The sequence below is a fragment of the Flavobacterium sp. genome (genome assembly GCF_035299005.1).
Taxonomy (GTDB): Bacteria; Bacteroidota; Bacteroidia; order Flavobacteriales; family Flavobacteriaceae; genus Flavobacterium.
In genome coordinates, this window is sequence record NZ_DATGXL010000004.1 from 145258 (window position 1) to 167199 (window position 21942).

At 31.1% G+C, this 21942-nt stretch carries 22 protein-coding genes; 16 read left to right on the forward strand and 6 right to left on the reverse strand.

The features are described 5' to 3' along the window. Positions 1-106 precede the first annotated feature (106 nt). On the forward strand, positions 107-1186 hold the full coding sequence (locus VK164_RS02040) for a serine hydrolase domain-containing protein (RefSeq protein WP_324207772.1): 1080 nt from the start codon (positions 107-109) through the stop codon (positions 1184-1186). Positions 1187-1336: 150 nt separating this feature from the next. Further along, positions 1337-1759, forward strand: coding sequence for a VOC family protein (locus VK164_RS02045; protein WP_324207773.1), 423 nt, complete (start codon positions 1337-1339; stop codon positions 1757-1759). Between the two features lie 30 nt (positions 1760-1789). On the opposite strand, the gene ung is transcribed toward VK164_RS02045, so the two are convergent. Beyond that, positions 1790-2455, reverse strand: coding sequence for a uracil-DNA glycosylase (ung, locus tag VK164_RS02050; RefSeq protein WP_324207774.1), 666 nt, complete (start codon positions 2453-2455; stop codon positions 1790-1792). 83 nt (positions 2456-2538) lie between these two features. On the opposite strand from ung, the gene VK164_RS02055 reads away from it, so the two are divergent. From VK164_RS02055 to VK164_RS02065, 3 genes are all read left to right on the forward strand, one after another. Further along, positions 2539-4707: an endonuclease MutS2 gene (locus VK164_RS02055; RefSeq protein ID WP_324207775.1), complete on the forward strand. Its 2169-nt coding sequence runs from the start codon at positions 2539-2541 to the stop codon at positions 4705-4707. Positions 4708-4761: 54 nt separating this feature from the next. Beyond that, positions 4762-5178, forward strand: coding sequence for a thiol-disulfide oxidoreductase DCC family protein (locus VK164_RS02060; protein WP_324207889.1), 417 nt, complete (start codon positions 4762-4764; stop codon positions 5176-5178). Between the two features lie 74 nt (positions 5179-5252). Beyond that, entirely contained in the window at positions 5253-5396 is a 144-nt protein-coding gene (locus VK164_RS02065; RefSeq protein WP_324207776.1) for a hypothetical protein, read from the forward strand. Between the two features lie 36 nt (positions 5397-5432). On the opposite strand, the gene VK164_RS02070 is transcribed toward VK164_RS02065, so the two are convergent. From VK164_RS02070 to trxA, 3 genes are read right to left on the reverse strand one after another with little or no spacing between them, the layout of a single operon-like run. Then, positions 5433-5645, reverse strand: coding sequence for a DUF2892 domain-containing protein (locus VK164_RS02070; protein WP_324207777.1), 213 nt, complete (start codon positions 5643-5645; stop codon positions 5433-5435). Between the two features lie 18 nt (positions 5646-5663). Further along, entirely contained in the window at positions 5664-6041 is a 378-nt protein-coding gene (locus VK164_RS02075) for a rhodanese-like domain-containing protein (RefSeq protein ID WP_324207778.1), read from the reverse strand. A gap of 58 nt (positions 6042-6099) precedes the next feature. Then, the gene (trxA, locus tag VK164_RS02080) at positions 6100-6402 is read right to left on the reverse strand and encodes a thioredoxin (protein WP_324207779.1); all 303 of its coding nucleotides are present in this window, start codon (positions 6400-6402) and stop codon (positions 6100-6102) included. Positions 6403-6545: 143 nt separating this feature from the next. Here trxA and hemN point away from each other — a divergent pair, with 143 nt between their 5' ends. Continuing rightward, positions 6546-7910, forward strand: a complete 1365-nt coding sequence (gene hemN / locus VK164_RS02085) for an oxygen-independent coproporphyrinogen III oxidase (RefSeq protein ID WP_324207780.1) — start codon at positions 6546-6548, stop codon at positions 7908-7910. 150 nt (positions 7911-8060) lie between these two features. Here the strand turns inward: hemN and VK164_RS02090 are convergent, their stop codons facing one another. Beyond that, positions 8061-9842 carry a hypothetical protein gene (locus VK164_RS02090; protein WP_324207781.1) on the reverse strand — a complete coding sequence of 594 codons (1782 nt, stop codon included), beginning with the start codon at positions 9840-9842 and terminating at the stop codon, positions 8061-8063. Positions 9843-10028: 186 nt separating this feature from the next. Here VK164_RS02090 and VK164_RS02095 point away from each other — a divergent pair, with 186 nt between their 5' ends. From VK164_RS02095 to VK164_RS02115, 5 genes are all read left to right on the forward strand, one after another. After that, a complete protein-coding gene (locus tag VK164_RS02095) occupies positions 10029-11375 on the forward strand; it encodes a DEAD/DEAH box helicase (protein ID WP_324207782.1) in 1347 nt (448 codons plus the stop codon). A gap of 63 nt (positions 11376-11438) precedes the next feature. Beyond that, on the forward strand, positions 11439-13364 hold the full coding sequence (locus VK164_RS02100; protein ID WP_324207783.1) for a BatA and WFA domain-containing protein: 1926 nt from the start codon (positions 11439-11441) through the stop codon (positions 13362-13364). Further along, positions 13361-14620 carry a dihydroorotase gene (locus tag VK164_RS02105; RefSeq protein ID WP_324207784.1) on the forward strand — a complete coding sequence of 420 codons (1260 nt, stop codon included), beginning with the start codon at positions 13361-13363 and terminating at the stop codon, positions 14618-14620. Before VK164_RS02100 ends, VK164_RS02105 begins: the two co-directional genes overlap by 4 nt. A 14-nt stretch (positions 14621-14634) precedes the next feature. Next, entirely contained in the window at positions 14635-14958 is a 324-nt protein-coding gene (locus VK164_RS02110) for a hypothetical protein (RefSeq protein WP_324207785.1), read from the forward strand. Positions 14959-14961: 3 nt separating this feature from the next. Next, entirely contained in the window at positions 14962-15600 is a 639-nt protein-coding gene (locus VK164_RS02115; protein ID WP_324207786.1) for an alpha/beta hydrolase, read from the forward strand. 71 nt (positions 15601-15671) lie between these two features. Here VK164_RS02115 and VK164_RS02120 read toward each other — a convergent pair whose 3' ends face one another. Further along, entirely contained in the window at positions 15672-16241 is a 570-nt protein-coding gene (locus VK164_RS02120) for a fasciclin domain-containing protein (protein ID WP_324207787.1), read from the reverse strand. 147 nt (positions 16242-16388) lie between these two features. On the opposite strand from VK164_RS02120, the gene tpx reads away from it, so the two are divergent. Genes tpx through VK164_RS02145 form a run of 5 tightly spaced genes read left to right on the forward strand, consistent with a single transcriptional unit; the run spans position 16389 to position 21938 of the window. Continuing rightward, a complete protein-coding gene (gene tpx, locus VK164_RS02125) occupies positions 16389-16886 on the forward strand; it encodes a thiol peroxidase (protein ID WP_324207788.1) in 498 nt (165 codons plus the stop codon). Positions 16887-16890: 4 nt separating this feature from the next. Continuing rightward, positions 16891-17265, forward strand: a complete 375-nt coding sequence (locus VK164_RS02130) for a diacylglycerol kinase family protein (RefSeq protein WP_324207789.1) — start codon at positions 16891-16893, stop codon at positions 17263-17265. Positions 17266-17298: 33 nt separating this feature from the next. Beyond that, complete coding sequence (locus VK164_RS02135; RefSeq protein ID WP_324207790.1) at positions 17299-19824, forward strand: DNA translocase FtsK; 2526 nt, start codon at positions 17299-17301, stop codon at positions 19822-19824. A 7-nt stretch (positions 19825-19831) separates the two neighbouring features. Then, the gene (locus VK164_RS02140) at positions 19832-20476 is read left to right on the forward strand and encodes an outer membrane lipoprotein carrier protein LolA (RefSeq protein WP_324207791.1); all 645 of its coding nucleotides are present in this window, start codon (positions 19832-19834) and stop codon (positions 20474-20476) included. 10 nt (positions 20477-20486) lie between these two features. Next, positions 20487-21938, forward strand: a complete 1452-nt coding sequence (locus VK164_RS02145) for an LptF/LptG family permease (protein ID WP_324207792.1) — start codon at positions 20487-20489, stop codon at positions 21936-21938. Positions 21939-21942 lie beyond the last annotated feature (4 nt).

A 21942-nucleotide genomic window follows, 5' to 3' on the forward strand; every position in this document is an offset into this window, starting at 1 on the left:
GTAGGAAAATCCGTTGCTGAATATTTTGTTTCGTTATATTTGTAATAACGTAGGTTATATTCTACTACAATTGAGCTCATTAAAGTTAGCTGTAATACCCTATAAAATGAAAAAATCAACAATACTATTATTTCTAAGTTTTTCTGCTTTATGTTTTGGACAGAGCACAAGTCAGTTTGTGGATTCAATACGAATAGTTTATAATATACCAGAATTAAGTTATGCTGTCATAAACAGTAAAGCAATATTAGAAATTGAGGCATTAGGGAAGCATTCAATAGAGCTCTCTGACGCTGCAACAATTAATGATAGATTTCACATTGGATCAAATACAAAAGCAATGACTGCTTTTATTGTTGCTAAATATGTTGAAAAGGGTAAATTGAAATGGACCACCAAATTCTTTGATATATTTCCTGAATGGAAAGAAGAATCAAATGTAGAATATCATCAAATTACGTTACAGGATTTACTTTCTCATCGAGCAAGAATTCAACCTTTTCAAGGGGAAAACGACCCAAGTATTCCTGAATTTAAAGGAACAAAACAAGAAAAAAGAAATTCCTTTGGAAAGTTTGTGCTTACTTTAAATCCTGTTGATGTTGACACTACTCACAAATTCATTTACTCTAACGCAGGTTATACATTGGCAACAATGATGTTAGAGAGAGTTACAAAAAAGAGTTGGGAACAGTTGGTGGAAAAAGTATTCCATAAAGATTTAAAATTAGATGTAGGATTTTCTTGGCCTGAAAATCAAAAAAGCAAGGATACTTGGGGACATTTATTTGAAAATGATAAATTAATCCCTGTTGCTTCAACTGTTGACTATAATTTAGATTTTACTGAGCCTGCTGGAGATTTAAATATTAAGTTGAAAGATTACATAAAATTTATTCAATTTAATTTAGACGGATTGGAGGGAAATAACAATTATCTAACAGCAAAAACATATCAATTTATTCATAAGGGAATTGAAAATTATTCTTTAGGTTGGTATAATATTTATGAAAATGGCAAAGAGCTTTCAACTCATTCAGGTACTGTAGAGACATATTATTCACTCGTTCATATAGACAGAATACAAGGGAAAGCATATATAATTTTTACCAATTCTTTTAATCAAGATACTCAACAAGGTGTAAGATTAGTAATGAGAAAGCTTAAAGAGAATTATGGCAGTTAACATAGGTTTTCGCTATTTCTTTGAAGTCTATTTTGTATTTTTGGTTTTGGATGTTTAATTGAATTTTTTGGATAAAACTATTAGATTCTAAACAGCAGTACCTATCAAAATACTATTAAGAATAAAAACAACAACTTAAAAAATTAAACTATGGCACAAATCAATCCACATATCAACTTTAACGGCAATGCTGAAGAAGCGTTTAATTTTTATAAAGCAGTATTTGGCGGTGAGTTTGCAAGAATTATTTGCTTTAAAGATTTTGCAACACCTGAGTTTCCTATTTCTGAGAATGAAGCCAATAAAATCATGCACATTGCGCTACCAATTGGAGATAACTTTTTAATGGGTAATGACGTTCCCGAATTCATGGGAAAAACCAATGAAAACGAAAACAGAAGCAAAATTTCAATAACCGCAGCAAGCAAAGAAGAAGCAAAGCAATTGTTTGATAACCTTTCAACTGGAGGAACAATTGAAATTCCTCTTACTGAGAATTCAGACGAATCCTGTTTTGGGATGTTTAGAGATAAATTTGGAATTGAATGGATGGTGAATTTTGATAAAAATTAGAAAAACAATTGTGTTGCATTTGTTTTTCTATTACCATTCAATTTCTTTTTTCCCTTTTTCGTTCAAATAAACATTGGTTAATTTAAAATGATTGTTACCAAACCAAAAACCACGATTAGCACTCAAAGGAGAGGGATGGCCGCTTTCTAAAACCAAATGTTTATTACGATTGATTAACTTTCCTTTTTTTTGAGCAAAACTACCCCAAAGTAAAAACACCACATTTTCAGATTGCTCATCGATGAGTTGAATTACTGCATCAGTAAACAGATTCCATTTTAGATGTTTGTGGCTATTAGCGGCGTCTTTTCTAACGGTAAGCCCAGCGTTTAAAAGTAAGACGCCTTGTTTTGCCCAGCGTTCTAAATTACCCGAATTTGGAAAAAAAATACTTTCGTACTCCGTATTAATCTCTGTGAAAATATTTTTTAATGAAGGAGGAATCGCAATGCCATCATTTACCGAAAAACATAAACCATTTGCTTCACCCGTTCCATGATATGGGTCTTGTCCAATGATTACTACTTTGGTTTCCTCAAAATCAAATTGTTCAAAAGCATTAAAAATGAGTTCCATTGGAGGAAAACAAGTGGTAGTTTCATATTCATGCGCTACCTGTTGCATCAATTCCAAAAAATAAGGCTTTTGAAATTCGGTTGCTAATAACTGTTGCCAAGACGCTTTTTTGATAAACATTCTATAAATTTTACCAAAAATATAAATTTCTATTGCAATATGCCTGCATTACTTTGTAACTTTGACCTACAAGAAAAAGAAAAATGATTTCGATTACAGAAAAAACGCTACAAGATTTAGAATTTAATACCATTTTGCAAACTATTGCCAGTAAATGTAATACCGATATTGGTGAGGAAAAAGCAATGGCAATAACTCCTTTTAAAAACAAAGAAGCTTTGTTGACGAATTTAAAGCAAACTTCTGAATATGTTGCTTCGTTTTCGAATAATAATGCTATTCCCAATCATGGCTTTGAAAACATCAATTATGAGTTAAAATTCTTAGCGATTGAAGATAGTTTTTTGGAAGTAACTAGTTTTAAAAAAATAGCGAATCTGACGGAAACCGCAATTACGTTAATTCAATTTTTAAAGAAATTTGAAGATTATTATCCCAATTTATATCAAAAAGCAAGCACAATTGATATCGTAAAATTAATTGTACAACGCATAGATGAAGTAGTAGATAAGTTTGGTATTATTAAAGATAATGCATCACCCGATTTAATTGAAATTAGACGAAGTATTAATTTAGTGCGAGGGAAAATCAACCAAAGTTTTGGGATGGCTTTGAGCCAATACAATTCCTTAGGTTATTTAGATGATATTAAAGAAACAGTGGTTGAAAACCGAAGAGTTTTGGCTGTCTTAGCAATGTATCGTCGAAAAGTAAAAGGCTCTATTTTAGGTACTTCAAAAACAGGAAGCATTGCCTATATTGAGCCCGAAGCAGCACAACGCTATTCCCGTGAATTAAATAATTTAGAATTTGAAGAACGTGAAGAAATCATGCGCATTTTGAAACGTTTAACGAATGAAATTCGTCCGTTTACAGAAACAATTGCCGCTTATCAAGATTTTTTGAGTGATATTGATGTTATAGCAGCTAAAGCAAAATATGCACATAAAATCAACGGTATTTTACCCAATATTATTGAAGAAAAGCGTTTGTTTTTTAGAGAGGCTTATCATCCTATATTATATTTGAATAACAAAGCCAAGAAAGCCGTTACATATCCACAAACTATAGAATTGCACAACGAAAGTCGCATTATTGTAATTTCGGGACCCAATGCAGGTGGAAAAACTATTTCCTTAAAAACGGTTGGGTTGTTGCAATTGATGTTGCAAAGTGGAATGTTGATTCCCGTACACGAACGCAGTGAAACTTTCTTGTTTGATAGAATATTAACCGATATAGGCGACAATCAATCGATAGAAAATCATTTGAGTACGTATAGTTATCGCTTGAAAAATATGAACTACTTTTTAAAGAAATGTAATGCCAAAACCTTATTTTTAATTGATGAATTTGGAACAGGTTCTGACCCCGAATTAGGTGGTGCTTTGGCAGAAACTTTTTTAGAAGAATTTTATGCTCGAGAAGCTTTTGGAATTATTACGACACATTACAGTAATTTAAAAATTTTAGCTAACGAATTACCCTTTGCATCTAATGCAAATATGATGTTTGATGAGAAATCATTAGAACCAATGTATAAATTGATATTGGGGCAAGCGGGAAGTTCATTTACATTTGAAGTAGCGCAAAAAAATGGGATTCCATTTGGTTTAATTAATCGGGCTAAGAAGAAAATTGAAGGGGGAAAAGTTCGCTTTGATAAAACCATTGCTACTCTTCAAAAAGAGCGTTCTAAACTAGAAAAAACTTCTTTAAACCTTAAAGAAGAAGAAACTAAAGCAAGGGAAGAAAGCAAGAAAATGGAAACCATTAACGCAAAAATTCAAGATAAACTGGAGCGTTATCAAGAATTGTATGATGCCAATCAGCGTTTGATTTACATTGGACAAAAAATAGACGATATTTCGGAAAGTTATTTCAATAATAAAGATAAAAAGACATTAATAGGTGAGTTTTTAAAAATGGTTGAAATTGAAAATTCGAAACGTAAAAAATTATCTGCTAAGGAAAAGAAAGTTAAAGAAGTTATCCAAAAGAAAGTTGAGGAAGAAGTTAAAGTAATAGTGGAAGAAATCCGTGTCGTTAAAAAAGAAAAGAAAATTAAAGCCAAAATTGAAGAAGAAAATAAGCCTAAAGTAATTCTTAAAGTAGGAGATAGGGTGCGTATGAAAGACGGAAAAGCCATTGGAACAATAGATGCAATTGAAAAAACAAAAGCAACAGTGAATTATGGTATTTTTACTTCAAAAGTGAGTTTAGATCAATTAGAATATGTGCAACCGGTCTAGAGTTGTTGTAAAATGATACTGTTTCAGCTTTTAAATTGAACTAGAACTATGGAAATACAAGATTTACCAAAAGATAAAAAAATAATCCTATTTGATGGAGTTTGTAATTTGTGTGATGCTTCCATACAATACGTTATTAAGCACGATATTGCAGATGTATTTCGATTTGTAGCACTACAATCTGAATTGGGACAAAAAGTATTAAAACATATTGGTATTAATTCTATCCATATTGATAGTATTGTTTTATATGAACCAGGAATTGCCTATTATTATAAATCAACAGCCGCTTTACACATTGCAAAAGGATTGAAAGGGATATTTACATTAGCAACAGTTTTCCAAATTTTACCAACGGGTTTCCGCGATTTAATTTATGAATATGTGGCTAAAAATAGATACAAGTGGTATGGGAAAAAAGAATCTTGTTTGGTGCCTACACCGGCATTAAAAAGCAAATTTTTGGAGTAATTTTAATATGATAATTATCATAAAAATCTGTTTAGATAAGTAATACATTTGTTAAAACTCTAACTTAAGTAACTATGGCAAACTTAATTCACCCACTTTATTCACATGAAAACGGTACATTTATAATGATTGTTGTATTTGCACTTGTTCTATTAGGCTTAGTAGGAGCTGTTATGATGATGATGAAAAGTGATAAAAAGAAAAAAGATGATCAGTAATTTACTGGTCATCTTTTTTTTATAATGTAAGTGAATCTATTTTTTAGGTTTAACTTTACACGTATTAATTCCTAAAATAGTGTACAGTGGACAAAACTGTACAAAGGAAGTTATTACCATAATAGCACCAACTCCTAAGGCCATCCATTTTAAGTTCCCATCTAATTTTCCAGAAAGTCCTAGAATAATTGCAATAACACCTACGATAACTCGTAAAAATCTATCGCCATTTCCAACGTTTTTTTTCATAATATTGTGGTTTATTGTTTATTTTTCAATGGGTTTGTCTTCATTGGACCAATTTGAGAATCCACCATCTAAATCAGTTATATTTTTGAAGCCTAATTCTTTTAGCTTTTCAGCTGCTTTTGCACTTCTACCGCCCATTTTGCAATAAACCATTACAGGTTGTTCTTTATCTAAAGAAGCAACTTTTGTTTCAAAATCATCACCAGTAACATCAATATTCACAGCTTTTGGAAGATGACCTTCTGCAAATTCTTCAGGTGTTCTAACATCTATTAATTGGACATTAGGAGCACTCATTTTTTTCTCGAAGCTTGTAGCATCAGAAAGCACAACGCCTTCCACAGATTTTTTAATACATGATGAAAAAGCTATTACTAATATTAAAAAGCTAAACATTTTTATTTTCATAAGATTCTATTAAATGGATTAAAAAGTTTTATAAATATACAAAATATTATTTCAAATGGGATTCTATAATTTTAATTAAATCACTAGTACTTAGTACACCCGATTGTCTCCAGAGCATTTTTCCACTTTTAAAAAGCATCAGCGTAGGAACACCTCTCACCATAAAATGGGCCGCTAAATCTTGGTGTTGGTCTACATTTATTTTTATTATTTTTATATCGTCTTTTAATGTTGTTTTTACTTCTTGTAGAATGGGAGACATCATTTTGCATGGTCCACACCAATCAGCATAGAAGTCAACCAAAACCAAGTGATTTGCATTTATTATTTCGTTAAATTTTGCATTCATTTCGTGTAAATTTTAGTATTCAAATGTACAATTTTGTACTGCCTTGTTCTGTAATATTTGTTACATAAGAGCGATATGATAATTATCATTTTTTGTTTTTGAGGCTTGCCCTATCTTCGTATTCTGAAAAAAATGTACCTACTATGCAACTTTCTTTAGTCCAAAAATACAATGTACCTGGTCCACGTTATACCAGTTACCCTACAGTTCCTTATTGGGAAGAGGATTTATTTCATGTTGAAGATTGGAAAGCTACATTGGTAAGGTCGTTTAAAGAATCCAATGCTACAGAAGGGATTAGTTTGTATATTCATTTGCCTTTTTGTGAGAGTTTATGTACTTTTTGTGGCTGCAATAAACGCATCACAAAGCGTCATGAAGTTGAGCATCCATATATATTGGCCGTTTTGAAAGAGTGGCGAATGTATTGTGATTTGTTTCCTAGAAAGCCAATTATTAAAGAAATTCATTTGGGTGGAGGAACACCAACTTTTTTTTCACCTGAAAATTTAGAATTGCTAATCAACGGAATTTTTCAATATGCAGAAAAAGCTAAAGTGCATGAATTTAGTTTTGAAGGACATCCAAATAATACAACTCGTCAACATTTACAAAAACTATATGATTTAGGCTTTAGAAGAGTAAGTTTTGGTGTACAAGATTATGCAGAAAAAGTACAGCAAGCAATTCATCGTATCCAGCCTTTTCATAATGTTGCTAAAGTGAGTTTTTGGGCAAAAGAAATTGGTTATACATCAATAGGTCATGATTTAATTTTTGGTTTGCCATTTCAAACTTTAAGCAATGTAAAAGATACGATTGATAAAACAAAATCATTACTTCCAGATAGATTAGCTTTTTATAGTTATGCTCATGTGCCATGGATTAAAGGTAATGGACAACGCGGATTTAATGATGAAGATTTGCCTAAAGACGATGAAAAACGTCAACTGTATGAAGAAGGTAAAAAAATGCTTGCAACTAATGGTTATCATGAAATTGGAATGGATCATTTTGCATTAGAAAACGATACCATGTTTACTTCTTTTAAAGAAGGAAAATTGCATCGAAATTTCATGGGATATACAGCTTCTAAAACTCAATTGATGATAGGTTTAGGTGTTTCTTCAATCAGTGATAGTTGGTATAGTTTTGCACAAAATGAAAAAACAATTGAAGATTATTACTCTCGACTAGAAGCCAATCAATTACCTGTTTTTAGAGGGCATCTACTTACTTCAGAAGATTTAGTAATCAGAAAGCATATTTTAAATTTAATGTGCCAGTTTACAACTTCTTGGAACGAAGCATCAATGCAATTTCCAGAATTAGAAACAATTCATAGTAGCTTAGAAGAAATGGAAGCGGATGGTTTGTTGAAATTCTTAGATCATGGAATTATTGTAACTGAAAAAGGAAAACCTTTTGTTCGAAATATATGCATGGCATTTGATTTACGTTTAATTAGAAAAGCACCCGAAACAAAGCTATTCTCAATGACAATTTAACTTCAAATTTGAAACATAATTTGAAACACATCAGTCATGTAAGGAAAAACAAGCGAATCGTTAAGTTAAATAAACTTCATAAAAGATTTTAAAGATTACTTCGATTTTTGCAATCTGTGTTCCAAAAAACTGAAACCTGAAATCAAAAAACTACTCATATCGAATATAAGCAGGTTTGCCTAACTGAAAATCGTTAATGATTAAATCAGTGTTTTCAAAAGAATTTGTTTTTAATAAATTATCGCCTTCAAACGGAATAGAAGGATAATAAGACAACGAAATTTGAAAACTATTAAACACTAAATAGTCATTGTTAATTTGAATTCCAATACTAAATTTTGAATAGATTTTGCTGTTAAAAAGTTCGTCTTTATTTGCTAAAGACCCCATCGAAATGTTTAAATATGGGCTAAAACGAAAACCATTCCAACTTCCAGGCATGTATGTTTGCGTTTGCAATGAAACCAACCATTTTTGAGTTCCCGTCAATCTATTATTAAAACCTTCAATGCCATAATAATTGTTCAGTGTAAGTTGGTCTTTAAACGATGTGTCTCTATTATTTCCCCAAATATATGTTGGTTTAATAAACTGGCGCAGTTTCCATTTTCCTAGATGCAACAACGGACTAAAGTAGTTAAATCCTAATTTAAAAGCAGTTTGCTCAGTAACATCATCTTTATAAAAACTTCCCCATTCTACAAAACCACTTAAATAACCAAAGTTGAATTTTTTTCCTTTTGAAAGTGTAATTCCCGAATACCATCTTGAGCGATTGGCTTTATTTTGGTATCCTATAATTAAAGCAATATTTTCTCCATATGGAATATCTTCTGTGATGTCATAATTAAAAATATATTTATCTTGATAAAATCTTTGTTTGGAAATACCAACATAACCAATAATGTTTTTTTCGGTAGCAAAAAAATTAGTACTGTCATAAATACTATTTGGTTGTAGTAAAAAAGCTTTTCTATTGTAAGAAATTGCGGTAATTAAATTGGTTGTTTTTTTATCAAAAGTACTTTCACCATTAATTTTAAAAGCCCTTCCATACCAATATTCTTGAAATTCATACTGAGTTGCCACAGCCACTAAGGTGTCTGCTACTGGAAAAAGTTCTGTAAAGGTTCTGTTTTCAAAATAAAAGCCACCCGCATTTTTAGCAATTACAGAATAAAAAGGCCTGTTTAAAGAGATACTTCGTTTGCTATCGTTGTTGTATTCGTTAGTATATTCTAAATCTAATTTTATAAAACTATTCTTGATATTGTTTACACTATATTGAGCAGAAATTGCTTGTTCTTTAGGCGAGAATTTATTTTCTAATTCACCAGAAATTTGATGACCAAAACCAAGAATATTTCGTTCGGTTATTTTTACACTGCTTTGGCTTCCAGATAAACTTCCGTTTGGTATTAAACTCCACGAATCTAATACCCTAACTTTTATATCAATTGAATCAGATGTAGTTGAAATTAAGACAGGTGTTACCGAAACTTCTCTTATATAACGCTGACTTCTTATTAAACGTTCGGTTTCTTTTAATAGTAAAGAATCACAAAGATCATTTTTTCGAAATAAAATCAAATTCCGAATTGTAAACTCTTTTGTTTTTAAATGAATTGAATTCCCAAACTTTTCAAATTCATTTTTAGGAACTCGTTTTTCATTTTTTATTGAATAACCAAATGGGTCTAGTGTTTCTATAGTAATATTTCTAATTACTTTACCAGACGCTTTTTTAGAAATGATTAATTGTTTTTTGTTGCTTTTCTCAGGAATTAAATTCTCGGCTTTGAGCGCAGAAGGGCGAAAAAGTAATTTATAGATGAACTTATTGAACTTACTTTTTTTAGATAAATCATGAATGTCTTTGTAAATTTTTGCGCTATCATTCTCTTGTTCATTTACTTGAGCATTGGCGCTCATAATAAAAAAACAAAAACAGAGTATAAAGTATAGCAGCTTTTTCTTATTCATAAAGTAATAAACTCTTTTCAATTCAAATTAGTATAAAAGAGTTTGTAAAGTAACTAAAAATGGATTAAACTATGTTACATTGCTCCAAAAATACATTACAAAAACTTTATGTACCTTTGCACCAAATTTAATATCATGAAAACGTTCCAAGAATTTGATTTACCAAAATCACTACAAAAAGCATTAGACGAATTAGGTTTTGTTCACGCTACACCTATTCAAGAAAAATCGCATGCTGTAATTCTTTCTGGAAGAGACATGATGGGAATTGCGCAAACAGGAACAGGAAAAACATTTGCTTATTTATTACCAATTTTAAAGCAATGGAGATTTCAAAATAACGAATCACCAAGAGTAGTTATTTTAGTTCCAACTCGTGAATTAGTAGTGCAAGTTGCTGAAGAAGTTGAAAAATTAACTAAATACATGAGTGTGCGAACGCTAGGTATTTATGGAGGTGTAAACATCAATACACAAAGAAAAGCATTAGCGCAAGGTGTAGATGTTTTAGTAGGAACACCTGGACGTGTAATGGATTTAGGATTAGATGGTGTTTTACGATTTGATGAATTACAAAAACTAGTTATTGATGAATTTGACGAAATCTTAAACTTAGGTTTCCGTGCCCAATTGACTTCTATTTTATCGATGATGCGAGGAAAAAAGCAGAACATCTTATTTTCGGCAACCATGACAGAAGAAGTAGATGCGATGTTGGACGAATATTTCGAATTTCCTGAAGAAGTTTCTTTGGCACAAAGTGGTACTCCATTAGAACAAATTGAACAAATAGTATATCAAGTTCCAAATTTTTTGACCAAATTAAATTTATTAAAACACCTTGTTCGAGAAACAGAAGGAATGGATCGTGTTTTGATTTTTGTAAACAATAAACGTATTGTTGAATTGGTTTCGGAAACTTTAGAAAGCGAATTTCCAGAGCAATTTGGTGTAATTCACTCTAATAAATCACAAAATTACCGTTTAAATACCATGGCAGCTTTTCAGGCTGGTGAATTACGAGGTTTGGTTACGACAGATATTATGGCACGTGGATTAGATATTTCAGACATTACACATGTAATCAACTTACAATTTACTGATGAGCCAGAAAAATACATGCACCGAATCGGTAGAACTGGTCGTGCAGATAAAACAGGTGTCGCTATAAGTTTGGTTTCTCCAAGTGAAGTAGAAAGTAAAATTGAGGTGGAATTATTAATGGATACCGAAATTAAAGAATTTCCACTTCCTGAAGATTTAAAAATTGAAGAACGTTATTTAGACTTCGAAAAGGAAAAGAAAAAAATGAAATTCTTGTTGAAGACTCCTAAAAAAGAAGGAGGTCAAGCATTTCATGAAAAGAAAGACAAAAATAAAAAAGTAAATCTTGGTGGTCCAGGAAAACGTACTCCAAGAAAAACAGAATCTAGAAATAGAGGAGTAGAAAGAAAACGAGCGGAGAAGAGAAAGAAGAGATAATTATTAATTATCAATTATTAATTATCAATTCTATTTCGTACTTTTGACAAATTCTAATTATAAATGCAGTTCAAACATCCAGAAATTCTTTACTTCCTTTTTCTGTTGGTTATACCAATTTTGGTGCATTTATTTCAATTACGTCGTTTTAAAAAAGAGTATTTTACTAACGTCAAACTGCTTAAAGAACTACAAATTCAAACCAGAAAAAGTTCTAAAATAAAGAAATGGCTTTTGCTAGCCACACGTTTATTGTTGTTAGCTTGTTTGATTTTAGCTTTTGCTCAACCTTTTTTTAAAGCAAAAGACACCACTAATAAAGGCAACGAACTTATCATTTTATTAGATAATTCATTTTCCATGCAGGCCAAAGGTACTAAAGGGGAGTTGCTAAAACGAAGTATCCAAGAATTATTAGAAGAATTACCAGAAAACCAACAATTTTCGTTGTTGACTAATTCTGAAGTTTTTTGGGACACAGATATCAAATCAATTCAAAAGGAGTTGCAAAATTTAGAGTATTCTGCTATGCCTTTTCAGTCGGATTATTTGATTAATCAAGTAGAAACTAAAAAGAAAAACACCAAAAAAGATTACGTCATCATTACTGATGCTATTCAGTCTGAAAGTAAAAAAGCATTGGATTTAGCTGAAAACAATGTGGTATATTTCATTCAGCCCGAAGCTGAAAATAAAAACAATATCAGTATTGAAAAAGTCCTGATTTCTCAAGTATTGGACCAATTTTATGAATTAAAAATTTCGTTAAATGCTTTTGGTGATACAGATTTAGAAGTGCCACTTTCTGTTTTCAGCAATAACAAGGCGGTTGCAAAAACTATTGCGAAGTTTGAAAATCAGAAAACAGAAATTTCAATCACAATTCCCAAAACCGACTTTCATGGAACTATTCGCATTGAAGATAATAGCTTAAGTTATGATAATGAATTTTATCTAAGCATTTCAAAGCCAGAAAAAGCAAATGTACTTGCAGTAGGAACTTTAGAAAAGAACAATTTCTTGAGCCGTATTTTTACAGCAGATGAATTCAATTTTCAAAGTACTGAATTAGCTACTTTAGATTACAATCAAATTGAAAATCAAGATGCTGTTGTTTTAAATGAATTGGAAGATTTGCCAATTGCTTTAGGAACAACCTTGAAATCATTTTATGAAAAAGGCGGTAATATTATCTTGATTCCGAATGCGAAAAACACAACAAGTCTATTGAATACTTTTACAAAAAATTTCGGTGGATTAAATTATTCACAAATCTCAATCGCTGAAAAACAAATTACGAAAATCAACTTTAGTCATCCATTATATCAAACGGTTTTTGAGAAAAAAGTAACTAATTTTCAATACCCGAATGTAAAAGAAAGTTTTGCTTTATCAGGAATTACGAACATTTTACAATACGAAGACAACTCGGTTTTTGTAGGTTCAACTACCAATCGATTGGGAACTTTTTACGCTTTTTCTGCTCCGATAAACAAGCAAAATAGTAACTTCCAAAATGCTCCTTTGATTGTTCCAACATTTTATAACATGGGACAAAATCAAGGTAAAACAGGTATTAATGCTTATACTATTGGCGAAAATGAAAATCTTATTTTAGAAACTATTTTAGCAAAAGACGAAGTAATTTCTGTTAAAAACGAAGAGTATAGTTTCATTCCAATGCAACAAATTTTGAACGCAAAATGTAAATTATCATTTGGAGATTATCCTGAAAAAGCAGGAAATTTTGGAGTAATTAAAGGCAATGAATCGTTAAAAAAAATCAGTTTTAACTATCCAAGAACTGAAAGTGATTTAACACAAATTTCAACTTCAAGTTTTGAAGATTTTACTAAAGTAAACAACATATCAACCGTTCTAAATGACATTACTTCTGAACGAACTAGTAATGAAATTTGGAAATGGTTTATCATCGCAACACTACTATTTTTAATAACAGAACTACTAATCCAAAAATTTGTAAAATGACGCTAGTTATTCTAAAACAAGCCAAAATAATCGATGCATCGAGTCCGTTTCATAACCAAACTATGGACATTAAAATTGAGAATGGCACGATAACTCAAATAGAAAAAGAAATTCAAGCAACTTCTGGTTTTGAAGTGGTGAATGTTCCTGATTTACATGTTTCTCAAGGTTGGATGGACAGCTCGGTTTCACTTGGAGAACCAGGTTATGAAGATCGTGAAAGCATAGAAAATGGTTTAAAAGTTGCTGCAAAAAGTGGATTTACTGCTGTGGCACTACAACCAAATTCGAACCCAATAATTGATAATCAAGCGCAAGTACGATTTGTATTAGATAGAGCAAAAAATCAGGCGACTGCATTACATCCAATCGGAGCTTTAACCAAAGGAAGTGAAGGAACCGATTTAGCGGAATTATTCGATATGAAAAACGCTGGAGCTATTGCATTCGGTGATTATAAGAAAGCTTTACAAAATGCAAATCTTCAGAAAATTGCTTTACAATATGTACAGGATTTCGACGGCATGTTGATTGCTTTTTGTCAGGACAATACTTTAAAAGGTATCGGAATTGCAAATGAAGGAGTTGTGAGTACAAAATTAGGGATGAAAGGAATTCCAGCTTTAGCCGAAGAATTGCAAGTGGCCCGTAATTTATTTTTGTTAGAATATACTGGTGGAAAATTACATATTCCAACGATTTCCACACAAGGAAGCATCAAATTAATAAAAGAAGCAAAAGCTAAAGGATTACAAGTTACTTGTAGTGTAGCCGTTCACAATTTAGTCTTAAATGATGAAGAGTTGATGGGATTTGATACCCGATACAAAGTATTGCCTCCACTACGTGAAGAAGCTACGAGAAAAGCTTTAGTCGAAGCTGTTTTAGATGGAACTATTGATTGTATTACTTCCGATCATAATCCTTTGGATATTGAACATAAGAAATTAGAATTCGATTTAGCCAAAGATGGAACTATAGGATTAGAAAGTGCTTTTGGAGCTTTGATGACCATTTTACCACTTGAAGTAATAGTTGATAAATTAGTGTCTAATAAACTGGTTTTTAATGTTTTTAACCCTTCTGTTTTAGTAGGGAGCAAAGCTGATATTTCACTTTTTACAACAGAAAAAGAATGGATATTTGCTAAAGAAAACATCCTATCAAAATCTAAAAATTCGACTTTCTTAGGAAAAAAAATGAAAGGAAAAGTGATAGGTGTTTACAATAATGGACAATTGATAATTAATGATTGATTAATTTTAGCAAAATGAACAAAATTGAACAAGGAAAACAAACTGCAATTGTAAGCTATTTAACCATTATTGGTTCTGTAATAGCTATATTTATGAATCAAGAAGAAAATCGTAGTGAATTTGCTAGTTTTCATATTCGACAAGCTTTAGGGATTTTTTTAACTTTCTTTTTGTTAGGTTATCCAATCGGTTATTTTGATAATTGGATGGTTTCGGCTTCTTTTTGGGTTTTTATTTTTATTTTGTGGATTTATGGATTTATAAATTGTTTGAATGGTCAAATGAAAATAGTTCCTTTTTTAGGAGAATTTTATCAAAAAATATTTAAAAGTTTCTAAAAAATGAATTTATATTATCTTGTACAAGAGCCAAAAATTAAGTTAGATAAAAATCCACTTTTACTTTTATTGCATGGTTATGGTAGTAACGAAGAAGACTTGTTTTCTTTTGCATCTGAATTGCCAAATGAATATTATGTAATTTCTGTTCGAGCTCCTTATGATTTGCAGCCCTATGGACACGCATGGTATGCTATTCATTTTGATGCTGATGAGAATAAGTTTTCAGACAATGAGCAAGCAATAGAATCGGTTCATTTAATTGCTGATTTTATTGATGAAATTGTAAATAAGTATCCAATTGACACAACAAATGTGAATTTAATTGGATTTAGTCAAGGTGCTATTTTGAGTTATGCAATAGCATTGACTTTTCCAAAAAAAATAGCAAAAGTAGTTGCTTTAAGTGGTTATTTTAATCAGGAAATTATGCCAGAAGTTATCGATACAAATGGTATTTCTCATTTAAAATTTTTTGTATCTCATGGTTCAGTTGATCAAGTAATTCCTGTAGAATGGGCAAGAAAGGCAAAGCCAGCTTTGGAAAATTTAGGGCTAGAAGTGGAATATCATGAATACCCAGTAGGCCATGGTGTAGCACCTCAAAACTTTTTTGATTTTAAGAATTGGTTGCAAAAATAAATTAAAAAACTCCGAACACAATTTCGGAGTTTTTTTGAACCAACTTTAAACTAAACAATCTATTATGAGCATTAAGATTTTGGAGTTACAACTGCATCAATCACATGAATAACTCCATTTTTTTGATTTACATCTGAAATAGTTACTTTTGCATTATTACCATTTTCATCTGTAATATAAAGGGTGTTTTCTTTAATCCAAGCAGTTAATGTGTAACCACTTATTGTTTTAAAAGAATATTTTCCATTTCCTTTTTTAATTGCTTCTTTAATATCATCAGCATTCCATTTTCCAGCAACAACATGATATTTTAAAATAGTTTGTAGCATTACTTTATTTTCTGGTTTCAATAATGTTTCAACTGTTCCTTTAGGTAATTTTTCAAATGCAGCATTTGTTGGGGCAAAAACGGTGAATGGTCCTTCAGATATTAACACATCAACTAAACCAGCTGCTTTTACAGCGGCAACTAAAGTGGTATGGTCTTTAGACTTTACAGCATTTTCAATAATATTTTTACTTGGGTACATTGGAGCTCCGCCTACTTCCACAGTCTTTTCTTTTGATTGCGCTAAAGTTGTTGTACTGAAAAATAACCCGAAGGCTACGAGTCCTGTTGCTAAAATTTTGTAGGTTTTCATTTTTTATATTTTTAAAAGTTATAATTGCATTTACGCAGAAAACAAATTATTGGATTTTATAAAATGAAAAATAATTTAATCTTAAGACTTTATTTCTTCTTATTGAATTATATTTTTTAATTTTGTACTCATAAAAAAAATATAGGTATGGCAACAGTAACATTAGGCGGTAATCCAATTCACACTTCAGGAGAATTGCCAAAAGTAGGTTCAAAAGGGATAGATTTTAATTTAGTTAAAACAGATTTAGGAACTGCAACTTTAGCTGATTTTGTTGGATCAAGAGTCGTTTTAAATATTTTTCCAAGCGTAGATACTGGAACATGTGCGGCATCAGTACGCAAATTTAATGAGAAGGCGAGTACATTGGATAATACTAAAGTTTTGTGTATTTCAAGAGACTTACCATTTGCTCAAAAACGTTTTTGTGGTGCTGAAGGGTTGGAAAATGTAATCAATCTTTCTGATTTTAAAGACGGAAGTTTTGGAAAAAAATATGGTTTAGAAATTATTGATGGTCCTTTAGCGGGTTTACATTCACGTGTAGTAATAGTTTTAGATGAAAATGGAACTATTCTTCACACAGAACAAGTGAATGAAATTGCTGACGAGCCTAATTATGAAGCTGCATTAGCAGTATTATAGAAATATGAAATTTGAAAAAGACGAAACGCTTTTTACGGGTCGGTTAAAAAGTATGGTATTTGCCCTTAAAGGTGCATTTAAATTAATTACTACAGAGCATAGTGTAATGGTGCAATCATCATTAGCTATTTTAATGACAGTTGCTGGATTTTATTTTGGAATTAACCGAATGGAGTGGATGATGCAAATCCTTGTTTTTGGTTTAGTTTTAGGTATTGAAGGGTTAAATACAGCTGTTGAAAAAATAGCCGATTTTATTCATCCTGATTACCATGAACGTATTGGTTTTATTAAAGATATTGCTGCTGGAGCAGTATTTTTTGCTGCCTTGACAGCTATTACAATAGGATGTATTATTTATTTTCCATATTTGTTTTAATTTAGCTACTTTTGTAAAAATTGTTCCGTTTAAATGGCCAAACAAAATTCAAAAGACACTGCTCAAACAGCAACAGAAACAGTCAATAAAAAGTTTTCATTAAATATGAGCCGCCAACAAAAGTTTATTGTTGGTGTTTTGCTTATTTTCTTTTCTTTAGCGTTACTATTATCTTTCATTTCCTATTTTGTTACTGGAAATGCGGATCAGAGTGAAGTTGCCCAATTGGCAAACAGAAGTGCTAAAACTGATAATTGGTTAGGAAAAATAGGTGCTTTTTTAGCTGATTTTTTCTTGTATAAAGGTTTTGGAGTTACGTCATTTATTTTTGTTAGGATTATTTTCTTAGTTGGAGCCTATTTGGTGTTAGATATGGCGCTTGCTAAATTGAAAAAAAGTTTTTTTTGGGATTGCTTTTTAATCATTATTGGGTCTGTTTTATTAGGTTTCTTTTGGAATGTAATCCCGCAATTAGGAGGTACTATAGGCTACGAAATGAATTTATTCATTCAAGATTATATAGGTAAAACAGGAACTTTATTAGTCTTACTTTTTGGAATTTTAATTTTCTTGGTGTTTAAAATTAAAATTTCACCTGATACTTTTACTTCTGTTTTTGAAAAGTCTAATGATTCTTTTAAAGAAGATATGGTGGCAGAAGTTTCATCTGAAGCTACATTATCGGATAATGTGCCAGCAGAAGAACATCTAGAAGCAGAAAATGATTTACCAATTGTTGCTATTTCTTCAAAAGAAGATGATTTTGTTCTTACTGAAGATGAGGAAGAAATGGGAAATTTTGAACTAAAAACTTATCCAAGTTCGTTTGAAATAGATAAAGAAGCTTTAAAACCAACTATTTCAAATGCTTCTGAGTTAAGTTTAGAGCCCAAAATAAAAACAGAAACTCCAGAAACAACAAATTTTTCTATTGTAGATAAAAGTATTCCTCAAGAAACATTTGTTAATGAAGACGCTTTTGTAATTGAAAAAGTGGAAGAAGAAGTTTTGGTGGAAGAAAATTTAGCGGCAAGATTAGTACAAGATTTTGGTGAGTTTGACCCAACGTTAGAATTGTCACACTATCAATTTCCTCCAATTGATTTATTGAAAGAATATTCTTCGGGCGGAATTACCATTAATCAAGCCGAATTAGAAGAAAATAAAAATAAAATTGTTGATACCTTAAAGAATTATAGTATTGGTATTTCGCAAATAAAAGCTACTGTTGGTCCAACGGTTACATTATATGAAATTGTTCCTGAAGCAGGAATTCGTATTTCAAAAATTAAGAACTTAGAAGATGATATTGCTTTGTCGTTAGCGGCATTAGGTATCCGTATTATTGCACCAATTCCAGGGAAAGGGACTATTGGTATTGAAGTACCTAATAATAATCCGACAATGGTTTCAATGAAAAGTGTAATTTCTTCACCGAAATTTCAGACTGCAGAAATGGAATTACCTATCGCATTAGGAAAGACAATTTCTAATGAAACATTTGTTGTGGATTTAGCAAAAATGCCTCACTTGTTGATGGCTGGTGCAACAGGACAAGGAAAATCGGTAGGATTGAATGCTGTTTTAACCTCATTACTATACAAAAAGCACCCGGCAGAAGTTAAGTTTGTTTTGGTTGATCCAAAGAAAGTTGAATTGACACTGTTTAATAAAATTGAGCGTCATTATCTAGCTAAATTACCAGATGGTGGTGATGCTATTATTACTGACAATACAAAAGTAATTAATACTTTAAATTCGTTGTGTATTGAAATGGATAATCGTTATTCTTTGTTAAAAGATGCAATGGTTAGAAATATCAAAGAGTACAATGAAAAATTTAAACATAGAAAATTAAACCCACAAAATGGACATCGTTTTTTACCCTATATAGTCTTAGTGGTTGATGAGTTTGCGGATTTAATTATGACGGCAGGAAAAGAAGTAGAAACACCTATTGCTCGTTTAGCACAATTAGCTCGGGCTATAGGTATTCATTTAATTATTGCTACGCAGCGCCCATCAGTAAATGTAATTACTGGAATGATTAAGGCAAACTTCCCTGCACGTATCGCCTTTAGAGTAACTTCAAAAATTGATTCTAGAACTATTTTAGATTCAGGAGGAGCTGACCAGCTAATTGGACGAGGCGATTTGTTATATACACAAGGAAATGAAATTGTTAGAGTACAGTGTGCATTTGTAGACACCCCTGAAGTAGATAAGATATGTGATTTCATAGGTTCGCAAAAAGCATACCCAGAAGCTTATTTACTTCCTGAGTATGTAGGTGAGGAAAGTGGCATAAAACTTGATATAGATATTTCTGAAAGAGATTCTTTGTTTAGAGAGGCTGCAGAAGTTATTGTTACAGCACAACAAGGAAGTGCTTCTTTGATACAAAGAAAATTAAAATTAGGTTACAATAGAGCAGGAAGATTGATTGATCAATTAGAGGCGGCAGGTATTGTTGGACCTTTTGAAGGAAGTAAAGCTCGTTCCGTTTTAATTCCAGATTTAGTAGCATTGGAACATTTTTTAAATAATGAACAAAATTAATATCAAAATGAAACGTATTTTAAGTGTCGTATTCTTACTTTTTATAGGATTATCACTGCATGCCCAAGATGCTAAAAAAGCAAAAGAGCTTTTAGATCAAGTGTCAGCAAAAGTGAAATCGTATGAAAATATTGTAATTGACTTTAAATATTCTTTGAGTAACCCAAAAGAAAAAATTAATCAAGAGAGTAATGGTAATGTGGCATTAAAAGGCAATTTGTATAACTTGAACTTTATGGGCGTTACTAAGATTTTTGATGGTAAAAAAATATACACGATTGTACCTGAAGATGAAGAGATAACGGTAGAAAATTATAACGAATCAGATGACAAATCGATAACACCCAATAAAATGTTGACTTTTTTTAATTCGGGATATAAATATGCTTGGGATATACTTCAAAATGTAAAAGGAAGAAAAATTCAGTATGTAAAGTTAACACCAAATAGTACTAAAGATACACGTAAAGAAATTCTTATAGGTATCGATACACAAACAAAGCATATCTACACAGTGATTGAAGTGGGAAAAAACGGTACAAAAACAACATTAACTGTTAATTCTTTTAAAACAAATCAGCCATTATCGAAAAATCATTTTACCTTTACCAAATCAAAATATCCTAATTATTACATCAATAAATTAGACTAAAAAAGTTCGGGTGAAAATTTTAGATAAATACATTATTAAATCCTTCATGATTACATTTACTACGGTATTTGTAATCTTGTTTTTTATATTCGTTTTGCAAGGAATTTGGCTATTCATCGCCGAATTAGCGGGTAAAGATTTAGATTTTTTTACAATCGTAAAGTTTCTTTCATTTTATGCTCCCACCATTGTTCCACTAGTTTTGCCATTGTCTATTTTATTGGCAGGTATTATGACTTTTGGAAGTTTTGCTGAGAATTATGAGTTTGCGGCGATGAAATCTTCGGGTATTTCTTTACAGAGAGCTATGAAAATGCTTACGATTACTATTGGAATACTAGCTTTTGTGTCATTCTTTTTTGCTAATAATGTAATACCTGAAGCGCAATATAAATTTATAAATCTTAGAAAAACAATTGTACAGCAAAAACCAGCTATGGCTATTGCTGAAGGACAATTTAATACTATTGGAACTTCAAATATTAAAGTAGATAAAAAATCTGGAGACAATGGTGAGTTTTTAGAAGGTGTTACAATGCATGTTAAAAATAATAACATGGGTTTAGGTGCTAACACAATTATAAAGGCAAAAAAAGGGTTACTAACTAGTGAAGATGATTCTAATTATTTGCAATTAGAATTGTATGATGGTTATTATTATGAAGATATTCATCCAAAAAAATATGAAGAACGAAATAAATTACCTTTCGCTAAAAGTAGTTTCAAAAAATATGTAATTAATATTGATTTAACCAAGTTGAATCAAGCAGAGATGGATAATGGAGAAATTACATCTGAAAAAATGTTAACTGTTCCTGAATTAAAATATACAATCGATTCACTTCAAAAAAGCTATAATAAAGATGTTATTTCTTTTGCAGACAATATCGTACAACGAAATGACAATGTTTTTAATAAAAAAATGCCTAATTCAGATGTGCAATCTACTGTAAAGGAAAATGAAGTAAAAGATTTGCTATCTCTTTTTTCAAAAATAGAAAAAAGACAAATTCTTGAAATGGCTAAAAACAATGTTTCAAGCACAGAATTTAGCATTCATAATAATAAAACCGATTTAGAATATAAATCAAAAAACATAAACACCCATTGGTTAGCAATTCATGACAAATTTGTTATTGCATATTCTTGTCTTTTAATGTTTTTTATCGGAGCGCCACTAGGAGCTATTATTAGAAAAGGTGGATTGGGATTACCTATTGTATTTGCTATGCTAATCTTTATCTCTTTTCATTTTATCAATACATTTGGAAGAAAGTTGGCTCAAGAAGATTCAATTCCACCATTCTTAGGTGCTTGGATGGCTTCTATTTTAATGACACCCTTTGCGGTGTTGCTAACCTATAGAGCTACAAATGATATTGGAATAATGGTAAACTTTGATTGGATTACAGAGCCAATTATGAAGTTATTTTCAAAATTAACACAAACAAACAACAACTAACTAC

Coding starts and splice junctions, on each gene's coding strand:
- ung (WP_324207774.1), bottom strand. CDS start 2,455: ATGTTTATCAAAAAAGCGTCTTGGCAACAGTTATTAGCAACCGAATTT.
- VK164_RS02120 (WP_324207787.1), bottom strand. CDS start 16,241: ATGAAAACCTACAAAATTTTAGCAACAGGACTCGTAGCCTTCGGGTTA.
- VK164_RS02115 (WP_324207786.1), top strand. CDS start 14,962: ATGAATTTATATTATCTTGTACAAGAGCCAAAAATTAAGTTAGATAAA.
- VK164_RS02040 (WP_324207772.1), top strand. CDS start 107: ATGAAAAAATCAACAATACTATTATTTCTAAGTTTTTCTGCTTTATGT.
- VK164_RS02045 (WP_324207773.1), top strand. CDS start 1,337: ATGGCACAAATCAATCCACATATCAACTTTAACGGCAATGCTGAAGAA.
- VK164_RS02140 (WP_324207791.1), top strand. CDS start 19,832: ATGAAACGTATTTTAAGTGTCGTATTCTTACTTTTTATAGGATTATCA.
- tpx (WP_324207788.1), top strand. CDS start 16,389: ATGGCAACAGTAACATTAGGCGGTAATCCAATTCACACTTCAGGAGAA.
- VK164_RS02100 (WP_324207783.1), top strand. CDS start 11,439: ATGCAGTTCAAACATCCAGAAATTCTTTACTTCCTTTTTCTGTTGGTT.
- VK164_RS02070 (WP_324207777.1), bottom strand. CDS start 5,645: ATGAAAAAAAACGTTGGAAATGGCGATAGATTTTTACGAGTTATCGTA.
- VK164_RS02055 (WP_324207775.1), top strand. CDS start 2,539: ATGATTTCGATTACAGAAAAAACGCTACAAGATTTAGAATTTAATACC.
- VK164_RS02135 (WP_324207790.1), top strand. CDS start 17,299: ATGGCCAAACAAAATTCAAAAGACACTGCTCAAACAGCAACAGAAACA.
- VK164_RS02105 (WP_324207784.1), top strand. CDS start 13,361: ATGACGCTAGTTATTCTAAAACAAGCCAAAATAATCGATGCATCGAGT.
- VK164_RS02095 (WP_324207782.1), top strand. CDS start 10,029: ATGAAAACGTTCCAAGAATTTGATTTACCAAAATCACTACAAAAAGCA.
- VK164_RS02090 (WP_324207781.1), bottom strand. CDS start 9,842: ATGAGCGCCAATGCTCAAGTAAATGAACAAGAGAATGATAGCGCAAAA.
- VK164_RS02065 (WP_324207776.1), top strand. CDS start 5,253: ATGGCAAACTTAATTCACCCACTTTATTCACATGAAAACGGTACATTT.
- VK164_RS02075 (WP_324207778.1), bottom strand. CDS start 6,041: ATGTTTAGCTTTTTAATATTAGTAATAGCTTTTTCATCATGTATTAAA.
- VK164_RS02110 (WP_324207785.1), top strand. CDS start 14,635: ATGAACAAAATTGAACAAGGAAAACAAACTGCAATTGTAAGCTATTTA.
- trxA (WP_324207779.1), bottom strand. CDS start 6,402: ATGAATGCAAAATTTAACGAAATAATAAATGCAAATCACTTGGTTTTG.
- VK164_RS02130 (WP_324207789.1), top strand. CDS start 16,891: ATGAAATTTGAAAAAGACGAAACGCTTTTTACGGGTCGGTTAAAAAGT.
- hemN (WP_324207780.1), top strand. CDS start 6,546: ATGCAACTTTCTTTAGTCCAAAAATACAATGTACCTGGTCCACGTTAT.